This window comes from Halomonas sp. A3H3, from assembly GCF_000982975.1.
Taxonomy (GTDB): domain Bacteria; phylum Pseudomonadota; class Gammaproteobacteria; order Pseudomonadales; family Halomonadaceae; genus Vreelandella; species Vreelandella titanicae.
Genome location: NZ_HG423343.1, coordinates 3453164 through 3473279 on the forward strand (window position 1 = coordinate 3453164; position 20116 = coordinate 3473279).

The 20116-nt window shown below is 55.3% G+C and carries 20 protein-coding genes and 1 riboswitch; of the genes, 14 read left to right on the plus strand and 6 right to left on the minus strand.

From position 1 onward, the window contains the following. Nucleotides 1-10 precede the first annotated feature (10 nt). Nucleotides 11-1009 carry a tripartite tricarboxylate transporter substrate binding protein gene (locus tag HALA3H3_RS15365; protein ID WP_022522478.1) on the minus strand — a complete coding sequence of 333 codons (999 nt, stop codon included), beginning with the start codon at nt 1007-1009 and terminating at the stop codon, nt 11-13. 262 nt (nt 1010-1271) lie between these two features. Here HALA3H3_RS15365 and HALA3H3_RS15370 point away from each other — a divergent pair, with 262 nt between their 5' ends. Further along, nucleotides 1272-2294, plus strand: a complete 1023-nt coding sequence (locus HALA3H3_RS15370; RefSeq protein ID WP_022522479.1) for a LacI family DNA-binding transcriptional regulator — start codon at nt 1272-1274, stop codon at nt 2292-2294. Nucleotides 2295-2631: 337 nt separating this feature from the next. On the opposite strand, the gene HALA3H3_RS15375 is transcribed toward HALA3H3_RS15370, so the two are convergent. Beyond that, nucleotides 2632-3108, minus strand: coding sequence for a 6,7-dimethyl-8-ribityllumazine synthase (locus HALA3H3_RS15375; RefSeq protein ID WP_053857005.1), 477 nt, complete (start codon nt 3106-3108; stop codon nt 2632-2634). Nucleotides 3109-3205: 97 nt separating this feature from the next. Further along, nucleotides 3206-3374: riboswitch (FMN riboswitch) on the minus strand. Nucleotides 3375-3604: 230 nt separating this feature from the next. Here HALA3H3_RS15375 and HALA3H3_RS15380 point away from each other — a divergent pair. The 3 genes from HALA3H3_RS15380 to HALA3H3_RS15390 all read left to right on the plus strand — a co-directional run bounded on the left by HALA3H3_RS15380 (nt 3605) and on the right by HALA3H3_RS15390 (nt 7682). Next, nucleotides 3605-4645: an AbrB family transcriptional regulator gene (locus HALA3H3_RS15380; protein ID WP_022522482.1), complete on the plus strand. Its 1041-nt coding sequence runs from the start codon at nt 3605-3607 to the stop codon at nt 4643-4645. An 89-nt stretch (nt 4646-4734) separates the two neighbouring features. After that, nucleotides 4735-6627: an ABC transporter ATP-binding protein gene (locus HALA3H3_RS15385; RefSeq protein ID WP_009288174.1), complete on the plus strand. Its 1893-nt coding sequence runs from the start codon at nt 4735-4737 to the stop codon at nt 6625-6627. A 47-nt stretch (nt 6628-6674) separates the two neighbouring features. Next, nucleotides 6675-7682, plus strand: a complete 1008-nt coding sequence (locus tag HALA3H3_RS15390) for a zinc-dependent alcohol dehydrogenase family protein (RefSeq protein WP_022522483.1) — start codon at nt 6675-6677, stop codon at nt 7680-7682. An 83-nt stretch (nt 7683-7765) separates the two neighbouring features. Here the strand turns inward: HALA3H3_RS15390 and HALA3H3_RS15395 are convergent, their stop codons facing one another. Continuing rightward, the gene (locus HALA3H3_RS15395; RefSeq protein WP_022522484.1) at nt 7766-8032 is read right to left on the minus strand and encodes a hypothetical protein; all 267 of its coding nucleotides are present in this window, start codon (nt 8030-8032) and stop codon (nt 7766-7768) included. Between the two features lie 172 nt (nt 8033-8204). Between HALA3H3_RS15395 and HALA3H3_RS15400 the strand changes: the two genes are divergently transcribed. Then, the gene (locus tag HALA3H3_RS15400; RefSeq protein ID WP_022522485.1) at nt 8205-9353 is read left to right on the plus strand and encodes a hypothetical protein; all 1149 of its coding nucleotides are present in this window, start codon (nt 8205-8207) and stop codon (nt 9351-9353) included. A 39-nt stretch (nt 9354-9392) separates the two neighbouring features. Continuing rightward, nucleotides 9393-10229, plus strand: coding sequence for a mechanosensitive ion channel family protein (locus tag HALA3H3_RS15405; RefSeq protein WP_009288177.1), 837 nt, complete (start codon nt 9393-9395; stop codon nt 10227-10229). A gap of 6 nt (nt 10230-10235) precedes the next feature. Here the strand turns inward: HALA3H3_RS15405 and HALA3H3_RS15410 are convergent, their stop codons facing one another. Beyond that, entirely contained in the window at nt 10236-10970 is a 735-nt protein-coding gene (locus tag HALA3H3_RS15410) for a YebC/PmpR family DNA-binding transcriptional regulator (RefSeq protein ID WP_022522486.1), read from the minus strand. A 235-nt stretch (nt 10971-11205) separates the two neighbouring features. Between HALA3H3_RS15410 and HALA3H3_RS15415 the strand changes: the two genes are divergently transcribed. Further along, complete coding sequence (locus HALA3H3_RS15415; RefSeq protein WP_022522487.1) at nt 11206-11823, plus strand: LysE family translocator; 618 nt, start codon at nt 11206-11208, stop codon at nt 11821-11823. Nucleotides 11824-11881: 58 nt separating this feature from the next. Next, the gene (locus HALA3H3_RS15420) at nt 11882-12373 is read left to right on the plus strand and encodes a glutathione peroxidase (RefSeq protein ID WP_022522488.1); all 492 of its coding nucleotides are present in this window, start codon (nt 11882-11884) and stop codon (nt 12371-12373) included. A gap of 20 nt (nt 12374-12393) precedes the next feature. On the opposite strand, the gene HALA3H3_RS15425 is transcribed toward HALA3H3_RS15420, so the two are convergent. Further along, on the minus strand, nt 12394-12780 hold the full coding sequence (locus tag HALA3H3_RS15425) for a DUF7079 family protein (protein ID WP_022522489.1): 387 nt from the start codon (nt 12778-12780) through the stop codon (nt 12394-12396). Nucleotides 12781-13081: 301 nt separating this feature from the next. On the opposite strand from HALA3H3_RS15425, the gene fabV reads away from it, so the two are divergent. The 3 genes from fabV (at nt 13082) to HALA3H3_RS15440 (ending at nt 15720) form a co-directional block, all read left to right on the plus strand. Further along, nucleotides 13082-14293 carry an enoyl-ACP reductase FabV gene (gene fabV / locus HALA3H3_RS15430; protein ID WP_009288181.1) on the plus strand — a complete coding sequence of 404 codons (1212 nt, stop codon included), beginning with the start codon at nt 13082-13084 and terminating at the stop codon, nt 14291-14293. 55 nt (nt 14294-14348) lie between these two features. Beyond that, on the plus strand, nt 14349-14564 hold the full coding sequence (locus HALA3H3_RS15435; protein WP_022522490.1) for a hypothetical protein: 216 nt from the start codon (nt 14349-14351) through the stop codon (nt 14562-14564). 178 nt (nt 14565-14742) lie between these two features. Continuing rightward, nucleotides 14743-15720 (plus strand): GlxA family transcriptional regulator, encoded by a 978-nt coding sequence (locus tag HALA3H3_RS15440; protein WP_022522491.1) that lies wholly within the window; start codon nt 14743-14745, stop codon nt 15718-15720. Here HALA3H3_RS15440 and HALA3H3_RS15445 read toward each other — a convergent pair. After that, nucleotides 15712-16506 carry an SDR family NAD(P)-dependent oxidoreductase gene (locus HALA3H3_RS15445; protein WP_022522492.1) on the minus strand — a complete coding sequence of 265 codons (795 nt, stop codon included), beginning with the start codon at nt 16504-16506 and terminating at the stop codon, nt 15712-15714. The two genes, HALA3H3_RS15440 and HALA3H3_RS15445, sit on opposite strands and share 9 nt — an antisense overlap. Nucleotides 16507-16739: 233 nt before the next feature. Between HALA3H3_RS15445 and HALA3H3_RS15450 the strand changes: the two genes are divergently transcribed. The 3 genes from HALA3H3_RS15450 to astA are packed head-to-tail and all read left to right on the plus strand — an operon-like array spanning nt 16740 to nt 20100. Next, nucleotides 16740-17954, plus strand: a complete 1215-nt coding sequence (locus HALA3H3_RS15450) for an aspartate aminotransferase family protein (protein WP_022522493.1) — start codon at nt 16740-16742, stop codon at nt 17952-17954. A 50-nt stretch (nt 17955-18004) separates the two neighbouring features. Then, entirely contained in the window at nt 18005-19069 is a 1065-nt protein-coding gene (locus tag HALA3H3_RS15455) for an arginine N-succinyltransferase (protein WP_053857006.1), read from the plus strand. Continuing rightward, the gene (astA, locus tag HALA3H3_RS15460) at nt 19069-20100 is read left to right on the plus strand and encodes an arginine N-succinyltransferase (RefSeq protein WP_022522495.1); all 1032 of its coding nucleotides are present in this window, start codon (nt 19069-19071) and stop codon (nt 20098-20100) included. The genes HALA3H3_RS15455 and astA overlap by 1 nt, the downstream gene beginning before the upstream one ends. The last annotated feature ends 16 nt before the right edge of the window (nt 20101-20116 follow it).

Consider the following 20116-nt stretch of genomic DNA (forward strand, 5'->3'; position numbering starts at 1 on the left):
TCGGCCTCGCTTATTTGGCGAGGCCGATCGCTTCGACCACTTCGCCCAATTGACGATCAGCCTCAGCGAGGAGTTGAGCGGTCTCGTGACGATTTTCGAACACTACCTGAGTGCCACTGCTGCGCTTGAACTCGGCCCAGGCTTCACTGTTGATAGCTGTCTCGATTGCTTGCTCGTAGGTGCAGGCGATCTCGTCCGGTAGACCGTCAGGGCCGCTGACCGTCACAAAGGCACTTAGTGTCCATCCACTCTCCAGTGTGTCAGCTGTCAAAGGGACTTCAGGCATCTGTTCCATCGGAGTATCGCTCATGTAGCCCAGCGCCTTTAGTTCCCCCTGTTCGATCAGGTTGCGGGCCTCAGCGAGTGAAGGTGTCGCAACATCAATGCCCCCTGCCATCAGTTCCTTGAGTGCAGGCCCAGCACCTTGGCTGGGGATCCAGCGAATGGCGTCGGGAGCCAGTCCTTCGGCCTTGAGCATACCGGCTAGGGCGAGATGCCAGATGCCGCCCTGGGCAGTTCCCGAAGCGGTCAATTCTCCGGGGTTCTGGCGTGCCTCGTCGAGTAGATCCTCAAGCGTTTCGTAGGGTGAATTATTTTGTACCACTACCCCAGGCGAGCTGCGGTTAATCAATGCGATGGGCGTGATGTCCTGGTAGGTCAGCGGTGTTAGGCCGAGCCAGTGCATGGTGTCGATCTCGACAGTGGCGGCACCAATGGTATAGCCGTCAGGTTTGCCTCGCGCGAGTGAGGTGTGGCCTACAACGCCGTTTCCACCGGTACGGTTGACGACGTTGAAGGGCACGCCCATTTCTTCTTCGAGCAGGCTGGCCAACCGACGTGCATTGGCGTCGGTGCCGCCACCGGTACCCCAGGGAACGATGAAGGTAACGGCTCGTTCGGGCTGCCAGTGACAGGTTTCAGGGTTATCGGCTGAGGCGGAAGTAGCTGCCAACGAGGCCCATAGGGCCAGTGAGATAGTCATTATTGTTGTCGAATTTGTGCTCATCATGCTGCGTGCTCCTGGCAGTGGCGAGGGATCTTGGCGGCGTTTTTGATAGTTGTTGGGATGCCTTCGTTGTCATTTTTTACACAGTTCAATCGATTGAATAAATACAACTTTGGTCGTTATGAAATTGGAATTACGTGCTTATGAGGCTTGCGATATCACTAAAAAATTCGCTATGAGAGTATGTTACTCATAATTCCAAAAAGAGGCTGGCGCACTAGATCGCGTTCCGTCGCCTATAAATCATGGGAGTTGAGATTTTTATATGGCAAGTCGTCCGACACTTAAAACTATCGCCGATCAGGTAGGCGTCACCGTTTCCGCAGTATCATTAGCCCTGCGTAATGATCTGCGAATTTCCCAAGCGACGCGGGAGCGTATCCAACAGGCTGCGAAGGAACTGGGTTACGTCTATAACCGGCATGCGGCGGGGTTGCGGAGAGGCGATAGCGGCACTGTAGCGGTATGCCTTAATGATCTGAGCAACCCCTTTTTCACCGAATTCCTGGGGCACATGGAAGCGTGCTTCCGCGAGGCGGATCGCATGATGCTGTTCTGCCATGCCCATGAAACACCATCGATTCAGGCGCGCTTCATTCGTCAGATGGCCGAGCATGGTGCCGCGGGGCTGATTTTAGTGCCTGTCGCCGGTACCACCCGAGAAGATCTTGATGGGCCGCAGGTAAGGCATCTACAGGATTTTCCGCTGGTGCTGATTTCCCGGGATGTCGCTGATACAAGTTTCGATCGAGTCATCAACGACGATGTGCTAGGCATCCGTCTTTTATTCGAACACTTATATGAAGCAGGGCATAGGCGCTTTGCTTGGTTGGGTGGTGGCGGTGATACGTCCACTGCCCGTGATCGAGAATGCTCCTTCCGGCAGCAGATGGATGCTGCCGGTTTGCCTGTCACCAGTGATTCGGTTCACCACGGGCCAACGACACTGGAATTCGGTGACGCCATGCTAAAGCGGCTGCTTGCGATGCCGGAACCACCGACCGCAATTATGTGTTTTTCGGACATTATCGCCTTTGGTGTGCTGGCGGCGTGCTACCGGCATGGGGTGCGCCCAGGTGTGGATATTTCTGTCACCGGTTTCGATGATATGGCTGCGGCCGCCTACTCGGCACCAGCATTGACCAGTGTGCGGGTGCGCACTGACCTAATTGGCCAGTGTGCCAGTGAGTTGCTGCTTTCTCGTATGGCGGGGGAGCAATTTCCGCCGGTTCGGAAGGTAATACCGCCCGAGCTGGTGGTGCGGGCGAGTACCGGGCCGGTAGCATGAGTTTCGCACTCACCTGACCTCTGCTATGGCGAAGATAGCGGTGATGGTAACTGAACGTCCTGAAATGGACGCCTATCGATCCGATCCTGCGCTACCCAACCCAACCCAACCCAACCCAACCCAGCCCAACCTACCTAAACCTACACCCATGATGCCCACGTTATCAGCGTTAGGGCGTCACTTTGGATCAGCCTCATGAGTTGAAAAGGCTTGAGTTACTTTGCAGCAAAGAGCCTAAACGGCTATTTAAGCGTCAAACGTCTATGAATTGACTCAGGTAGCGAGCTTACATTCAGATTGCCCGCTACCTAAGCATCTCCACAACTTTGGCAGTGGTTTATCTTAGTCCTTGAATCCGTCGATGGTTTTCCAAAGTCATTACCAACGCTTCAGCCGCTTCCTTGCCTTTGGCACGGAAATGGTCATAGAAAAAATCATGATGCGTGCTGTGTTCATGGAAATGATGCGGCGTCAGCACGACAGAAAGTATGGGAATTTCTGTTTCCAGTTGCACCTGCATCATGCCTTCAACCACTGCTTGAGCCACGAAGTCGTGGCGATAGATGCCTCCATCAATAACAAAGCCCGCACCCACAATGGCGCTGTAACGACCTGTTTTGGCTAGCAACTTAGCTTGAAGAGGCACTTCATAAGCCCCCGCAACTTGGAATATTTCTATTTGATCAGCGGAAAAGCCATGCTCGCTGGCAAGTTGAGCAATAAATGCTTCTCTGGCTTGGGCAACAATATCGTGATGCCAAGACGCTTCGATAAAGGCAACGCGAGGGAATGAAGAAAGTTGGGTCTGATTCATGGTCATCCTAAGGGGATTGGTTACCAGAACCAGGGCATGAGGCATCCAATAGCACAGCACCCGCATGCGTTGGAACGCTACGGGTAATATCACTAGGAAACCTTCTCTTTTATCCGGACTATTACCGTCGGCTTCGGAATCTCACCGAATCTGCTGTCCTCAACCGTTAGGTGACACCTCTGGTTGAGCGCTCGTGGGCTTATCCGCATCAATAAAGATATGGCATCACCACCGGTGGGGACTTACACCCCGCCCTGAGAAAGTTCGCCATTACTGGCGGAAGACATTATACGCTGGCTGGCCGGGAGATACAGATAGCATGACCAAAAAATTAAGATGATGGATGACGTCTTGAAAGGTGAGCTTAGCAACCAAAACCATATATCTTCGCCATCATTGAAGCCCAAGCCGCTGGTTCAGTGCTAAACTATTGGATGTAATTAGCAGGTTAATTATTGCGTCAGTAGGGACAGATTTTAAGATTTAGGGAGTCGATGTGAAGGGCGTCGTGTTGAATGCAGGGAGCGCAAAAGCGCTGACAATATCACTAACCGTTGGCGCCGTTGGCGGTACGCTGTTTCAACTGTCCGGTCTGCCCCTTGCATGGATGCTTGGCCCTCTTATTGCCAACCTCGTGGTCTCTTCACAAGGTGTGAAGGTCGAAGTGCCTGAGCCACTGCGTAACGTATTTCTAGCCGTCATGGGGTTGGTGTTGGGTAGCCAGGTGACGCCGCAGCTGGCTCATCGCGTACTGGATTGGCCGGTTTCTGCTGCTCTCTTGCTGCTGGGAGTAGCCGCCTCCACCGCCGTAGCCGCTGCCTGGTACCGGCGCTGTGGTTTCGACCCCGTCAGTGCCTGGTTTGGTGCCTCGCCCGGCGCGATGACGGCGATGATTCTGTTGGGCGAAAAGTGCGGTGGCGACCCCCAGCGTATTGCAGTCGCGCAGTCGCTGCGCATCATTTTAGTGATTCTTTTTTTGCCGCCGCTATTTTGGGCCTATGAGGGCGGAGGCGAGGGCATCGGCCCTGTTCATAGCAGTTTTGAACACGGCTGGATGCTACTGATGATCCCGCTGCTGTTGCCGCTAGGACGCTGGCTGCGAATTCCCAGCCCTGCACTGCTGGCACCACTGCTAGCCGCTGCTCTATTATCCGGTGTTGATATTGCCAGTTTCGCTCTCCCGGAATGGGGGATGAACCTGATGCTGTGGGTGCTGAGCAGTGCCATTGGTTCGCGCTTTCAGGGCATGACGCGAAAGCTTTTTGGCCGCTATTTATGGCAGTCTGGTGTGGCGACGCTGTTAGCGTTGCTGGTACTGGCACTCTTTGCTGAGCTGATTCACCAACTGTTAGGGGTAGGGCGCGATGTGGCGCTGTTGGCGCTGGCGCCGGGGGGCATTGGCGAAATGGCTATTTTGGCCGTCGCGCTCAATATCGACCCGGTGTTTGTTGCCTTTCATCACCTGCTGCGCATGGTCACGCTGATGATCATTGCGCCTTTTTGGGCGCGTTGGCTGCTGCGCCACGCTCCTTCTTAAATCTTAAACAATCAAACTGTTACATAAATAAGTTAACGTCTGTCACATCAACCTCAGACACACCAACGCCAGTCACGTAAGGAAGCCTCATGCTATCGCGTGTTTTACAGCCGCTATTTCGTTACTTCGAAACGCGGGTAAACCCTTATCCGGAAGGCGAGGTTAAAACGCCGCCTAAGGGCTTAATGCCGTTTATTGTGCACTTTTCCCGTCCGATGCTGCCGCTGTTGCTGCTAATGACGCTGTTCACGGCGCTGGTCTCGGCGGCTGAAGTGGTTTTCTTTAGCTACATGGGGCAACTGGTCGATTGGCTGGGCAACGTTGAACGTGCAGGCTTTTGGGCTGAAAACGGCCTGTGGCTTGCTGGTCTGGGGCTATTGCTGCTGATCGGTTTGCCGCTATTGGTGCTGATGCAGTCATTGGTCACCCATCAGAGTATTTTCGGTAACTACCCGATGATCGGCCGCTGGCTATCCCACCGCCATATGCTTAGCCAGAGCCTGGCATTTTATCAGGACGAATTTGCCGGGCGGGTGTCGCAAAAGGTGATGCAAACGGCGCTAGCGATCCGCGAGACCGTCACCAAGGTGATGGATCTATTGGTCTACGCCATCGTCTATTTCACTGGTGCGGCCTACCTGCTGGGCCGGGCGGATCTTTTGCTGCTGATCCCACTGGGCCTGTGGCTGGTGGGCTACCTGTCGATCATGCGCTACTTCGTACCGCGCCTGCGCGATGTCTCCATGGCGCAGGCAGACGCCCGTGCCCAAATGACCGGGCGCGTGGTGGACAGCTATAGCAATATCCAGACCATCAAGCTGTTTGCCGACACCGAGCGCGAGCAGCGCTATGCCAAAGACGCTATGGAAGGCTTTATGGTCACCGTTCACCGCCAGATGCGCTTGGTGACGATCATGAGCGTGGGTTTGACGCTGCTCAACACGGCGCTGTTGGTGGGCACTGCGGCCATGGCGATCAGCGCCTGGTACACGGAGGCGATTTCCCTGGGCGTTTTGGCGATTGCCATCGCGCTGGTCATGCGTATCCGTTTTATGTCTGACTGGATATTGTGGGAAGTCGCCGGGTTGTTTGAAAATATCGGCACGGTTCAAGATGGCATGAACACCATCGCTCAGAAGCCCACGATCAACGATGCGCCCAATGCTAAAGCGCTTCAGGTTCCCCATGGCGAAATTGTGTTTGATGCGCTGCGCTTTCAATACGCCCAGGCGAAAGGGGAGAGTAAAAACGTCTTTGATGGACTCAGCCTGACCATCAAGCCCGGCGAGAAAATCGGCCTGATCGGCCGTTCCGGGGCGGGTAAATCCACCCTGGCCAATCTGCTGCTGCGTTTTTATGACTTGCAAGGTGGGCAGATATTGATCGATGGGCAAAACATTGCCGAGGTGACTCAAACCTCTTTGCGCCACCAGATTGGCATGGTCACCCAGGACACCTCGCTGCTGCACCGCTCGCTGCGTGACAACATCCGTTACGGCAGCCCCCACGCCAGTGACGAAGACGTTTGGAATGCGGTGTGCCGCGCCCATGCGGATACCTTTATCAATGATCTGGTCGACCCGAAAGGGCGTCGTGGCCTGGATGCCCATGTGGGCGAGCGCGGAGTGAAGCTTTCCGGTGGGCAGCGCCAGCGGATCGCGATCGCCCGGGTGCTGCTCAAAAATGCCCCTATTCTGGTTCTGGACGAGGCCACCTCGGCGCTGGACTCGGAAGTGGAGGCCGCCATTCAAGAGCAGCTGGATACGCTGATGGAAGGCAAAACGGTGATTGCCATCGCGCATCGGCTGTCGACCATTGCCATGCTCGACCGGTTAATTGTGGTGGATGAAGGGCGCATGGTGGAAAGTGGCACGCATCAGGAGCTGCTTGCACGCAACGGCATTTATGCCAGCCTGTGGCAGCGCCAGTCAGGTGGCTTCCTGGGCCTTGATATCGACGGCAACGGCCCCAACCAACAGTAGATACATACATCAATGTACATATTCGAACTGTACATACTGAGGTAACGATGAAAGCGATCAAGCTGAATCAGCCCGGCGGTTTGGACAAGCTGGACGTTGTCGACATGGAAGCGCCTGGGGAGCCGGGCCCTGGTGAAATCCGAGTACGTCTACACGCCAGTTCTCTGAATTTTCACGACTACGCCGTGGTCGCTGGGATGATTCCCACCGACGATGGGCGTATTCCCATGTCTGACGGCGCGGGCGTTGTCGAAGCCGTGGGCGATGGTGTCAGTGAGTTCGCGGTGGGCGACCACGTGGTATCGACCTTCTTTCCCCACTGGTTGGAAGGCCCGGCGCGTGTCGGTGATTTTCGCACCACGCCAGGTGACGGCGTGGATGGCTACGCTCGTGAGCAGGTTGTACGCCCGGCTGAGTGGTTTACCCATCAGCCCAAGGGCTATAGCCATGCGGAATCCGCTACCTTAACCACCGCTGGCTTAACCGCTTGGCGGGCACTGGTCGTCGATGGGGGGATTAAAGCGGGGGATAGCGTGCTGGTGATGGGCACCGGTGGGGTATCCATTTTTGCCCTGCAGTTTGCCCGATTAATGGGCGCGTGGGTAATCGCCACTTCTTCATCTAACGAAAAGCTGGCGCGGCTGCGTGAGATGGGCGCCGAGCACACCATCAACTATAAAGAGACGCCTGATTGGGGTAAGCGGGTGAAAGAGCTGACCAACGGCGAAGGCGTTGATCATATCGTCGAAGTGGGCGGGCCAGGTACGCTGCCGCAATCCTTTGATGCAATCAAAATCGGTGGGCATATCGCCTTGATTGGTATCCTCACTGGGCGTGAGGGTGAAATACCGACGGCTAAATTAATGGCCAAACAGGCGAGTTTGAAAGGCTTGATTGTGGGCAGTCGTCGCCACCAGATCGAGATGATTCGTGCGCTGGAAACATTCGATATGCACCCGATCATTGACCGCGAATTCCCGCTTGCCGAGATCGCCGACGCTTTCCGCCACCAGGAATCTGGCCAGCACTTCGGCAAGATCTGCCTGACGTTTTAAAACAGGTGGCTTACTTTCGAGGAAGTGAGTCATAGACAAACAGTTTGCACGCCTTGCGCACTTGCCGGGCGTGCAAGTGCAGACTAATCTGGCAAGCGGCTGTAGACCACGCCTTTTACTTCAAGCTCCAATATCTCATCGTAGGGCACCATCACGCCTTCAACGTCACCCGGTGTGCGATGGCTGTTCTTAATCTCGGTTTCAGGTATCACCTTTACGCCCATTAGCCCAACGTGCTGGATTCTGGCGCTAAAGCGATTGCCCTCATGCTCAATCAGTAGCCGCTCACCGGCAATACACTTCTCGAGCTTGGCGTGGAGTTCTGCTTCGCTAACGTGGACAACACTCATTGCTTTCTCCTTTAGCTTTTGCCATTGCTCTCGCAATAAAATAATAATCCGTTATGTGCGCTAACGACTGTCTATCAAGACTTTATTTTAGACCATAAGTTCGTCTATGAGGTTAGAAGCTGCGCGCACCGTGCTAAAGTGAACGCTTATTGCTAACCATAGGGACAAGGTCATGGGGGAGCATTCATCATCAGCCGACACGCCGCTGTGGGCGGTCGTCGAGCTCGATCAGTTTCGTACCCCTGAGCAGACCCAGGCAAGCCAATGGCGACGTTCGTTGCGTTCGGCTTCGACGTGGCTGGTAGGCAAAAACAGCGCTGAGCAGCAGGTAAAAGAAGAGCATGAACTGCGTGCGTTGCCCGAGGTTAAGCTAGAGCATTTAGTGCCGCCCATCGATTGGGCGCCCGCCGCAAGGGCTTTGGCGCAGCAGCTAAAAGGCCAGCAAGCGCCGGTTACGTTTTTTATTACCCCGCCGCACAGCGGCCATGTTTCTGTGGTGAGTCAGTGGGCGGAACAGCACCACTTTGCCTGTTTGCCGCCACCCACGCTCAGCGAGCTTGCCGAAGGCGACACTCAGTGGGTAGAGCGTTGTGCCAATCAACGCGAGTGGGCTGTTCCCGCATTAGAACGCTACTTTTTACGCCACACTCAGGGTATTCAGGGCGTACGTGAATTTCTTGAGCGCGCCTTAAGTGGCCGCTTGGGGCAGGGTGTGATTGGCTGTGACAGCTGGGCGTATGCCTACCTACAAGAAGTGGTCGGTATCGAGGGCGCGCCGGTATTTACCCTTCAAGCCATGGAGGGCGAACAGCTGTCGCAGTACTTTGCGAAGATTGCGACCCATGAGGGACAGTCTCCGTTGGTCTACAGCACGCGAACCGGTAAGCCAGTATTGACTGAATCAGCAACCCAGCATGGCGACAAAGCCCCTAACAAAGAGCTACAGCGCTTAGCTGCTCACTGTCGTGGTCATATAGGTCTTGCTTGGCACTACTGGCGCGAGCGGCTGCGTGAGCCAACAGCAGACGATGAAGAGGCGCTGTGGCTGGTCGATGCCCTCGCCGAGGCAGAACTCTCCACAGATACCGGGGATATCGCCACGCTGGTGCTGCATGCGTTATTGGTTCATGGCGGTCTGGATGACCACTCCCTCGGGCAGGTGTTGCCGTTTTCACACCACGAGGCACTCAATGCCCGGTTAGCTTTGCAGCGCAAAGGGATTGTTTCAAGCAGCGAAGGGCGTTGGCAGATCACACCGTTAAGCTACGCAAGCGTTCGCCAGCTATTGGAATCGCGCAATTATCTGGTTGATCCCCTTTAAGTCGCCGCGCTAACAGCGACAGGCCTGCGGAGGGCACCCATGGACGAACAACAAAAGTACGCACGATTGTTTAACGATATTGATAGCCAAGCGATGATTACCCTTGGGGTGGTGCTGCTATCGACCATTGTGCTGATTATTGTCAGCCAGCGGGGGCTTAACTGGCTGGCCACTCGGTTACACGGGCAAGTGCGTTTCCGCATTTTTGCCTTGGTGCCTCTAACGCGCCTACTGATTTTGATTACTGCACTGGCCATCATCGTACCGATTATTATCGAGCCATCGCTACGTAATATGGTCACGTTGCTGGGAGCACTGGGCTTAGCCATTGGTTTTGCCATGAAGGATTACGTAAGCAGCTTGATTGCGGGTGTTGTTTCGGCGATTGAACTGCCTTATCGCCCAGGGGACTGGGTTAATATTGAAGGCACTTACGGCGAGGTTAAGCACGTCGGTTTGCGCACGGTAGATATTCAGACGCCCGACGATGATTTAGTCGCCGTGCCGCACTTAAAGTTGTGGGATCACGCCGTTTACAACGCTAATAATGGCGGTACCAGCCTGCAGTGCGTGGCGAGTTTTTACCTTCACCCCGAGCACGAAGCAGGCTGGGTACGTAAAGCGCTGCGCGATGTGGCGTTAACCAGCGCCTATCTGAAGTTCGATAAGCCAATTATTGTGGTGGCCGAAGAGAAACCCTGGGGCACCCACTACCGCATACGCGCTTACCCGGTGGATCCGCGCCAGCAGTTTTTGTTTATTACCGATCTAACTGTGCGCGGTAAAACAGTGCTGAGTGCCGCAGGCGTGCAGTCAGCGATGTTGCCACCGGATGCTGCCCTGGATGCACGCAACGCGGCAGAATCTTCTTACTAACAGGCCTTAGGCGTCTGTAGACTCGGGCAGCTCACCGCTGTGATAGACGTTTTGCACATCGTCCAGTTCGTTGAGCATGCCTAGGAATTTTTCGAACATCGCTACATCATCGCCTTCCACCGGGGTGGTGGTTTGCGGCAGGAACTGAATCTCGTCTGCCTCAAAGTCAATCTCACCGAAGGCATCTAATAATGCCTGTTTGGCTTTGGCGTAGTCGGTATGTGGGGCAAAAACGGTGATCCTCTCACCCTCTTGCTCAATATCGGTGACATCCACATCGGCTTCCATCAGCGCTTCAAGCACGGCTTCTTCATCGCTTCCGGCGAAGGAGAAGATAGCGCAGTGGTCAAACATATGGCTGACGCTACCGGGAGTGCCGATTTTGCTCTTGGTTTTGGTGAAGCAGCCGCGCACATCGCCAAAGGTGCGGTTGGGGTTGTCGGTAAGGCAGTCGACAATCACCATCACATTGCCAGGGCCGAAGCCTTCGTAGCGTGCGGGCGAGAAATCCTCGCCACCGGCACCGCTGGCTTTGTCGAGCGCTTTATCAATAACGTGAGAGGGCACCTGATCTTTTTTGGCCCGCTCCATTAAGCCGCGCAGCGCCAGATTGCCATTAGGGTCGGTGCCGCCCGCTTTAGCGCAAACGTAAATCTCGCGTCCATATTTGCTGTAGACCTTGGTCTTTGCATCGGCCGTTTTGGCCATGGATTCCTTACGGTTCTGAAAAGCCCTACCCATGTTGCCGTCCTATGTTTTCTAGACCTATGTTCTCTATATGCCCCGCGCAATGAGCGGCGGGGCGGATGTTTTCAAAAGAGCGAATAAATCGCATAGAGCAAAAGATTAAATTTTACCCAACAGCGTACCATGCTAACAGCGTTATTTAAGACGCTTACCGAAGTGTTGCTTGGCTTGGCGTATACTGGCCATCATTGCTCATATTTTGATTTTGACCCCTCAAGGAGGAAAAGACATGCCGTTAACACTCTGGCTATCGCTCGCCGCGATTTGTGCCATGGGCGCTATGTCGCCGGGGCCGAGCTTGGCACTGGTGCTGCGCCATACGTTAGGCGGCGGGCGTTTTACTGGAGTGACCGCGGCAGTTTTCCATGCCTTTGGTGTAGGCTTTTATGCGCTCCTTACCGTTTGGGGGCTAGGCGCGATAATCGCCGGTTTTCCGCTGCTGTTCCAGCTGATTACCTGGTTCGGCGCGGCTTATTTGGCGTGGCTAGGGGTTAAAGCGCTGCGTGCCGGGAAAGCCGGTGCCTTAGAGCCTAATGCGATTGTCACTAGCCGAGGGCAGGCGGCCAAAGAGGGCGTGCTGGTGGCATTAGGCAACCCGAAGCTGATTCTGTTTTTTGTTGCGTTACTGAGCCAGTTTGTGACCCCGGAAATGAGTGGGGTAGCTAAAGCTATCATTGTGTTAACGGCGATGATTATTGATGGCGGTTGGTACGTGTTGGTGGCGGTGGTGCTTTCCCACTCGCAGATTTTGCCCTGGCTACAGCGGCGTGCCCATTGGATTAACCGCATCACGGGCGTACTGTTAATCGCGCTGGCGCTACGAGTGGTCGCCGGACCGCTGGTGTAAAAAGCATAGCCGTGGCATGGTGATACCCATGCCGTTTGGGGTTTTGTGGGGCTGATTGATGCAAATATACGACCAAGACTGCTATACCCACCAAGGGCTGCCGTTCAATTTACGTGCGCTACGCGGCCAAGTGCTGCTGGTGGTTAACGTTGCCAGCCAGTGTGGCTTTACCCCGCAGCTAAGCGAACTCGAAACCCTTTTTCAGCGCTACCGGGATCGTGGCTTCACTGTGCTCGGTTTCCCGTGTAATCAGTTTGGCCGCCAGTCGCCGGAAAGTGCTCAAGCGTTTTGCCAGTTTGGCGAGCAGCAGTTTGGAGTCAGTTTTCCGCTACTGGAAAAGGTCAATGTCAATGGGAGTGATGCCCATCCACTGTTTGTGCTGCTCAAGCGCGAGGCGCCTGGAATCCTAGGCACACAGCTGATCAAATGGAATTTTACCAAGTTCCTGGTGGGCCGTGATGGCAAGGTGATTGCCCGCTTTGGACCGCGCTATCACGGGCGTCCATTGCGTCTGGCGCTGGAAGAAGCCTTGGATCAAACATACCCATAGCCCCACAGGGCACTATCCCTCTATACCTGCTCGCCCCGCGCGACTGCTACACGATTCATGAGTGCGTTCCAGCGGTGACGCACCATCATGGTCGTTAAGCCTGAAAACAGCGCCCAGCTTTTGCGTCGCCAGCCCTTCAAGCGCATATTGTGATTGACCAACTGCTTCATCAGCTTATAGTCGTCAAATTGTCGCCATTCGCTGGCGATTGAAAGCTGATGGCGAGACATCACCGGTGCCATTTCCAGGCGAAACATCCATTCGAGCTCGTTAAGCGTCATATCATAGCGCTCTATGACCTCGATCATACGCGCGTAATCGCGTTCACTGGGTTCACGGTCCAGCCACAGCGGGGCTAGCGCTAGCCATAGATCGCCGCGTTCATCTACTAGCTGCTGTGCATTCATGATCGCCTCGTGGGAAGTCGTTGCTGATATAAGTACTTTGGCAGCTATCGTGACGCGAATGCGCCCCGAGCTCAAGGGCGGGCAGGAGCTCAAGGATGGAGAGTCGCTCATGGGAGGACGATAGCTCAGGAGCGGACAGAGCGCACGGAGACAGCTAGAATAGCCTCTATGAGTCATGACACTGCTATGCCAAAAGCTATGCCACAAACTATGCCAAAAGCTATGGCAAAACGGTGTCGCTAGTTATGATGTTGCCAGTTACGATATTAAAAGCTAAATCAATCCGATAAAGAGGTTCTCTGTGATTATTAAACCCAAAGTACGCGGCTTTATTTGTACCACTACTCATCCCATCGGCTGCGAGCAGAACGTTCGCGAACAGATTGAAGCGACCCGTGCTCGCGGTTTGGATAAGCAGGCTGGCCCAAAAAAAGTACTCGTCATTGGGGCTTCAAGTGGCTATGGGTTGGCAGCACGTATTACCGCAGCGTTTGGCTACGGCGCCGACACCTTGGGCGTTTTCTTTGAAAAGCCTGCCACCGATAAGAAACCCGGCACCGCAGGCTGGTATAACAGTGCCGCCTTCGATAAGTTTGCCAAGCAGGAAGGGCTGTATAGCAAGTCGATTAACGGCGATGCGTTTTCCCATGAAGCGCGGGAAAAAGCCATTGAACTGATCAAGCAGGACATGGGCGAGATCGATCTGGTGGTGTACTCGCTGGCATCACCCGTTCGCAAGCTGCCGGATAGCGGCGAGCTTAAGCGTTCGAGCCTCAAACCAATTGGCGAAACTTACCGCGCCACTGCTATCGATACCAATAAAGACGCGATTATCGAAGCAGAAGTAGAGCCAGCCACCCAGCAGGAAATCGACGACACCATTACGGTAATGGGTGGCGAAGATTGGGAACTGTGGATGGAAGCACTTGACCAAGCAGGTGTGCTGGCAAAAGGTGCGCGTAGCGTGGCGTTTAGCTATATCGGCACTGAAATCACCTGGCCGATCTACTGGCACGGTGCGCTGGGTAAAGCCAAGGAAGACCTTGACCGCGCAGCAGCGGCTATCGACGCCAAGCTGAAAGAGACCGGTGGCGGTGCCAATGTGGCGGTACTCAAGTCGGTGGTCACCCAGGCGAGCGCGGCCATTCCGGTAATGCCGCTGTATATCGCCATGGTTTACCGCATCATGAAAGAGCAGGGTCTGCACGAAGGCACGATCGATCAATTGAACCGTCTATTCGGCGAGCAGCTCTACTCAGCCCAAGGCAAGCGCGGTGAAATGGTCACTGATGAGGTAGGGCGCCTGCGTTTGGATGACTGGGAACTGCGCGATGACGTTCAGCAAGCGTGCCAGGATCTGTGGCCTGAAGTGACGACCGAAAACTTATTCGAGATTACCGACTATGCTGGTTATAAGCACGAATTCTTGAAGCTGTTTGGCTTTGAGCGTGACGATGTTGATTACGATGCCGACGTCAATCCAGAGGTTACGTTTGATGTCGTGAATCTGTAAGCCATTCACAGAGGCGGTAGCGCCGCCCAATTCGACCGGAACGCTGGAGGTGTTTATGGACACTAGGGAAAGCAAAACCCCGGAAGAAGAGAAGCAGCATATTATCAATGAGCGAATACCTGAGGATTATGAAACCTCAAAACCGCATCTACAGCCTGAAGCCAAGAAGCGGCCAGGCGGGCTGTATAAGTTACTCCCGATAGTGGTGATCATTGTCGGCGTGATTGTGGTTAGTATCGTCGTGTTAGGCATTATTAACCGCGGTAATTAGTACTTAACCATTCTCTCTTTTTTGCCGGGCCTTGCGCCCGGCAATTTGCATTCATGCGTCACGTTTTTGTTGCAGTGGTCATAACGCTGCCATCCTCTACGCAATTGGGTAAGATGATCGTTTACCTATGTCGATGGCGGTCTTTCATGCATCTTTTCATGCAACTCAATCAGTTATCATGCAGCCCAACCCGTTAGCCTCACAGGCAGCGCTACCGCGTCGGCGGGTGGCCTTTCTGCTGCTACCAGGTTTTTCGTTATTGACCCACGCCAGCGCGCTGGAGCCGCTACAAATGGCTAACCAGCTGAGTGGGCAGATGCTTTACCACACCGTCACATTAAGTCTCAATGACGAGCCCGTGCGCAGCGGTGCTCAGCTTTCTCTCATTGCTCAGCACGCCTTAAGTACCGCATTAGGCCCGCTTGACCTGCTGTTAATATGCGCCCCGACGCCGCTGCCCTATACGCTGCCTGCAAAGCTGAATGAGTGGCTGCGCGGGCACCAGGGGCGCGGTGTGGCGCTAGGTGGGTTGGCCGGGGGCACTGAGGTATTGGCGCGCTGTGGGTTGCTTGAAGGCTATCGTGCGACGCTGCCCTGGCAGCGTTTTGAGGCTTTTTCTCAAGCCTATCCGCAAGTGACGCTTTCTCAACAGCTGTTTGAAATTGATCGCGACAGGCTGACCTGCGCGGGCGGTACCGCGGCCATGGATTTGATGCTCACGCTGATTGGCCAGCACCACGGTGCCCGCTTGGCTGAGCAGGTGTCTGAGCAGTTTATCTGCGACCGTATTCGTTTGGCAGATGAGCGCCAACACGTGCCCCTGCGTAGCCGCTTGGGCCATGCGCCGCAAAGCCTGGTGGATGCTGTTACGCTCATGGAAGCCAATATTGAAGAGCCGCTCTCGACCCTGGAGCTTGCCGAACATCTAGGCATTTCCCGGCGTCAGTTGGAGCGGCTATTTAAAAAGTATCTTCAGGCGGTGCCCAGCCGCTACTACCTGGATTTACGCTTGCAGGAAGCACGTAAACAGCTGCGCGATAGTGACCGGCCGGTAGGCGATATTGCGTTTGCCACGGGGTTTTCCTCAGGCGCCCACTTCTCTACCGCCTACCGTCACCATTTCGGCATGACACCGAGAGAAGAGCGTTTAGGTTAACGTATCCACAATGCCGCCTTCCACGCGCAGTGCCGCCCCGGTGGTGGCGCTGGCTTGGGGAGAGGCAGCGTAGATGCTCATGCTCGCGACCTCTTCGGGTGTCGCTAAGCGCTGGATAATTGAAGAGGGGCGGTTCTCTTTAACAAAGCGTTCTTCCACCTCTTGCTGAGAGATGCCCTCTTTCTCCGCCATTTCGCCAATCATCTTGAGCACGCCTTCTGAACGGGTCGGCCCAGGTAGAATGGCATTCACGGTGACCTGGGTGCCGCTGAGCACTTTGGCCAGCCCGCGAGAGACGGAGAGCAGCGCCGATTTGGTCATGCCGTAATGCACCATCTCGCTGGGGATGTTGATCCCCGACTCGCTGGAGATGAACTGTATGCGGCCCCAGTCGCGCTCGCGCATGCCCTGGGCGTAGTGGCGGGAAAGGCGTACGGCGCTCATCACATTGACATCAAAAAATTGTTGCCAGGTAGCGTCATCTACATCGAAAAAGTCCTGGGGCGCAAAAATACCCACGTTATTGATCAGGATATCCGTGCTGGGCTGCTGCTTGATAAGCGTTTGGCATCCTTCAGCGGTGCCGAGATCAGCCGCCACGCCTTCTACCTTGGCATTGGGGGTGTCTTTTTTAAGTGCGGTGATAGCGCCATCAACACGTGCTTGGGTACGCCCTGTTATGACCACGTCAGCGCCTGCCTTGGCGAGCCCTTGAGCAATTGCAAAACCGATGCCCGCTGTGGAACCTGTAATAATGGCGTGTTTGCCGCTTAGATCAATCTGCATACGCTGGTCTCCTCTCATCCTGAGTGTCGGTGCTCATCACTATGCAGCGAAGCTCAGCGAATAACCGCATAGCTTGCTAATAAGTATGGGGCTCTTTTAGAGTTCTTCAAGGCGGTTCAGTGATACGCAAAGACGCCGCTATTCATAATTTGCCGTCCCATTGCTGAAAGCGCTTGGTCTATTTGCCACCTTATACTGTTGTTACTACTTTCCTCCACTGGAGCTAGCGTCCCATGAGTCATACCCCAAGCCGTCAAGATTACGACCACTACATGACGCCCAACTACTCACCGCAGCAGGTCATTCCCGTGCGTGGTGAAGGTAGCCGCTTGTGGGATCAACAGGGCCGTGAATATATCGATTTTGCCGGGGGCATCGCGGTTAACTCTCTTGGCCACTGCCATCCTGTGCTGGTCAATGCGCTTAAAGAGCAGGGCGAAAAGCTGTGGCACCTCTCCAACGTGTATACCAACGAGCCAGCGCTGAACTTAGCCAAGACGCTGGTCGAGCGTACCTTCGCCGATAAGGTGTTCTTATGCTCCTCCGGCGGTGAAGCCAACGAAGCTGCGCTTAAGCTGGCGCGCCGCTGGGCGGTGGATAATCACGGTGAGCATAAAGATAAAATCATCTCGTTCTACCAATCTTTTCATGGCCGCACCTTCTTTACCGTCAGCGTGGGTGGCCAGCCCAAATACTCCCAGGGCTTTGGGCCGGTGCCGGGCGGAATTCTGCACGCTAATTACAATGACCTGGATAGCGTTCGCAAGCTGGTTGGCGACGACACCTGCGCAATTATGGTTGAACCCATGCAGGGCGAGGGCGGTATCGTGCCCGGCACGCAAGAATTCCTCCAAGGGCTGCGCGATCTCTGCGACGAGCACAATGCGCTGCTGATTTTTGATGAGGTGCAAACCGGCGTTGGTCGTAGCGGCGAACTCTACGCTTATAAGAACTACGGCATTACGCCGGATATTCTTACCAGTGCCAAATCCTTGGGCGGCGGTTTCCCCATTGGCGCCATGCTGGCTATCGACTCGGTGGCTAAATCGCTGGTTGTTGGCACCCACGGTTCTACTTACGGCGGCAATGCGCTGGCATCTGCCGTTGCCCTGGCTGCGGTGGAGCTTATCGATACGCCCGAGGTGCTCGAAGGCGTTAAGCATCGCCACGATCTGTTCCGCGAGCATTTAGAAACTATCAACCGCAAGCATGGCGTGTTTAAAGAGATTCGCGGTATGGGCTTATTAATAGGTGCCCAGATGTCGGATGCCTATGAAGGCCGCGCCAAAGACATTCTGCCACTTGCGATTGAAGAGGGCTTGATGGCGCTGATCGCCGGGCCGAACGTGCTGCGGATGGCGCCTTCTCTGGTCATTCCTGAAGCGGATATCGCCGAGGGCATGGCGCGCTTAGAGCGTGCGATTGAGCGGTTAGTTGCGGCAGGATGAGTGAGCAACAGGCTGCGTCAGTCGTGTTAACTGAAGAGGGGGCGTCGAGGATGCTGGTAGTTCGACCCGTTAAAGCGTCTGATCTCACGGCGCTTGAGCAATTAGCCGAGCATGCAGTACCTAAGTTGACCAACTTGCCTGCTAACCGTGAGCGGCTTCAGGAGCGCATTGCGCGCTCTCAAGACGCCTTTAACGGCGATGTCGAGTTTCCAGAAAACGAGCACTATACGTTTGTTCTCGCCGATGACACACGCGAGGAAGTGCTCGGTACCGCCACCATACGTGCCCAGGCGGGTGCCAATGAGGCCTACTACACCTACCGCCAGGAAACGCTGATTCACGCCTCCCAGCAGTTGAACGTACGTCGTGAAGTGCAGACGCTAGCGCTCTCCCATGAAGTTTCTGACGCTACCCTGCTGTGCGCCTTTTCGCTTAACCCGCGTTATAAAGGCACCAGCGCGGAGAGCCTGCTGCGCCGGGCGCGGTTGATGTTTATCGCCCAGTACCCCGAGCGGTTTTCGCGTATTCTGGCGGTGGCGTTTCCCGGCTACTTGGATGCTCACAATGAGTCGCCGTTCTGGGAAAGCGTGGGGCGGCACTTTTTCGCCCGCAGTTTCCAGGATATTAACCACATTGCCGGGGTGCGCTCGAAAAGCTTTATCGCCGAAGTAATGCCCCAGTTCCCGCTCTATTTGCCGCTGCTAACACCCCAGGCGCGGGCGGCGATAGGTCGTGAGCACCCTGCTCATGAAGAGGCGTTGGAGGAGATGCTGGCGGAGGGCTTCGTGCGTTCGCGCCATGTGGATATTTTCGACGCCGGGCCGATTGTCAAAGCCGAGCGCGAGCGGTTGGAAACCTTCCGCAGTGCTGCCTGGCACCCGGTGCGTATTCGCCCTGAACACGCTTTGCCGGATGCTGAACCCGCGCTGGTTGCCAATCAAAAGCTGGGCGAGTTTCGTTGCATCGTCGCCCGCTACGCGCTGTCACCCACGGGCCAGTTGATGCTCTCAGCGGAGCATGCTGAGCGGCTGGGTGTCACGGAAGGGCGAGCGGTGCTTGCTGCGCCGCTGACGCTACCCACCGTGGTAGACGCGCTCGATGAAGGAGAAATGTAATGCGCATTCGACCCATTGCCCGTGATGATCTGGATGGGCTTCAGGCGCTTGCGCAGCAGGCGGGCGTTGGCTTTACCTCGCTGCCGGATAATCGCGAGTTTCTAGCCGGTAAGATTGAAGCGGCTGCCAGTGCCTTTGAAGAGCGCACTCCGGTGGATGATCGGCTTTATTTCTTTGTGCTAGAGGATGAAGTAAGCGGCGAGTTGGCGGGCTGCTGTGCCATTGAGGGCCAAGTCGGGCGCGAAGTGCCGTTCTATAACTATCGGCTGGGAACCCTTGCGCACTCATCCATTCAGCTGGATCTTCACCGCACTATCGACACGCTGTTTTTAAGCTCCGACCACACCGGCGATGCCGAAGTATGCTCGCTGTTTCTGCGTCCTGAGTATCGCGGCGAAGCCAACAAACATTTGCGCAACGGCGCGCTGCTCTCCAAAGCACGCTGGCTGTTTATTGCCCAGTTTCGCGACCGTTTCCCCGACAAAGTATTAGCGGAAATGCGCGGTGTGTTCGACGAGAACAACACCAGTCCTTTCTGGGAGAGCCTGGGCAAACACTTCTTCCCTATGGATTTCAGCGAAGCTGACCGCCTAACCGGCCTGGGGCAGAAGAGCTTTATTGGCGAGCTGATGCCCAAGTTCCCCATTTACACCACTTTTATGGCCGAAGAGGCGCGGGCCTGTATTGGTCAGGTGCATCGCCATACCCGCCCGGCGCTGGAGATGCTTAAGAAAGAGGGGCTGCGCTGGGAAGGCTATATCGATATTTTCGACGGTGGCCCGACGGTGGAGGCGTACATTGATGACGTGCGTGCCATTCGCAACTCACGGCTCTGCCAGGTGGAGGTCTCTGCCGCTGCCAGTGAAGAGAGTGTCAGCCGCTGGCTGGCGGCCACCACCCAGATGCTGCACTTTACCGCCAGTTGGGTAGGCCGCGCGCCTGCTGATGACAACACCGTCGTGCTGAGCGAACAAGAAGCGCAGCGCTTAGGCGTTGCCACCGGCGATACCCTAAGGCTACTCGAGACCTAGGCGACGTTTACAGGAG

Excerpts from the sequence above, each read along its gene's own strand:
- HALA3H3_RS15435 (WP_022522490.1), top strand. The coding sequence starts at position 14,349 with ATGGACACTAGGGAAAGCAAAACCCCGGAAGAAGAGAAGCAGCATATT.
- HALA3H3_RS15390 (WP_022522483.1), top strand. The coding sequence starts at position 6,675 with ATGAAAGCGATCAAGCTGAATCAGCCCGGCGGTTTGGACAAGCTGGAC.
- HALA3H3_RS15420 (WP_022522488.1), top strand. The coding sequence starts at position 11,882 with ATGCAAATATACGACCAAGACTGCTATACCCACCAAGGGCTGCCGTTC.
- HALA3H3_RS15410 (WP_022522486.1), bottom strand. The coding sequence starts at position 10,970 with ATGGGTAGGGCTTTTCAGAACCGTAAGGAATCCATGGCCAAAACGGCC.
- HALA3H3_RS15405 (WP_009288177.1), top strand. The coding sequence starts at position 9,393 with ATGGACGAACAACAAAAGTACGCACGATTGTTTAACGATATTGATAGC.
- HALA3H3_RS15400 (WP_022522485.1), top strand. The coding sequence starts at position 8,205 with ATGGGGGAGCATTCATCATCAGCCGACACGCCGCTGTGGGCGGTCGTC.
- HALA3H3_RS15395 (WP_022522484.1), bottom strand. The coding sequence starts at position 8,032 with ATGAGTGTTGTCCACGTTAGCGAAGCAGAACTCCACGCCAAGCTCGAG.
- HALA3H3_RS15415 (WP_022522487.1), top strand. The coding sequence starts at position 11,206 with ATGCCGTTAACACTCTGGCTATCGCTCGCCGCGATTTGTGCCATGGGC.
- HALA3H3_RS15385 (WP_009288174.1), top strand. The coding sequence starts at position 4,735 with ATGCTATCGCGTGTTTTACAGCCGCTATTTCGTTACTTCGAAACGCGG.
- HALA3H3_RS15440 (WP_022522491.1), top strand. The coding sequence starts at position 14,743 with ATGCAGCCCAACCCGTTAGCCTCACAGGCAGCGCTACCGCGTCGGCGG.
- HALA3H3_RS15445 (WP_022522492.1), bottom strand. The coding sequence starts at position 16,506 with ATGCAGATTGATCTAAGCGGCAAACACGCCATTATTACAGGTTCCACA.
- HALA3H3_RS15375 (WP_053857005.1), bottom strand. The coding sequence starts at position 3,108 with ATGAATCAGACCCAACTTTCTTCATTCCCTCGCGTTGCCTTTATCGAA.
- HALA3H3_RS15365 (WP_022522478.1), bottom strand. The coding sequence starts at position 1,009 with ATGATGAGCACAAATTCGACAACAATAATGACTATCTCACTGGCCCTA.
- astA (WP_022522495.1), top strand. The coding sequence starts at position 19,069 with ATGCGCATTCGACCCATTGCCCGTGATGATCTGGATGGGCTTCAGGCG.
- HALA3H3_RS15455 (WP_053857006.1), top strand. The coding sequence starts at position 18,005 with ATGCTGGTAGTTCGACCCGTTAAAGCGTCTGATCTCACGGCGCTTGAG.
- HALA3H3_RS15450 (WP_022522493.1), top strand. The coding sequence starts at position 16,740 with ATGAGTCATACCCCAAGCCGTCAAGATTACGACCACTACATGACGCCC.
- HALA3H3_RS15425 (WP_022522489.1), bottom strand. The coding sequence starts at position 12,780 with ATGAATGCACAGCAGCTAGTAGATGAACGCGGCGATCTATGGCTAGCG.
- HALA3H3_RS15370 (WP_022522479.1), top strand. The coding sequence starts at position 1,272 with ATGGCAAGTCGTCCGACACTTAAAACTATCGCCGATCAGGTAGGCGTC.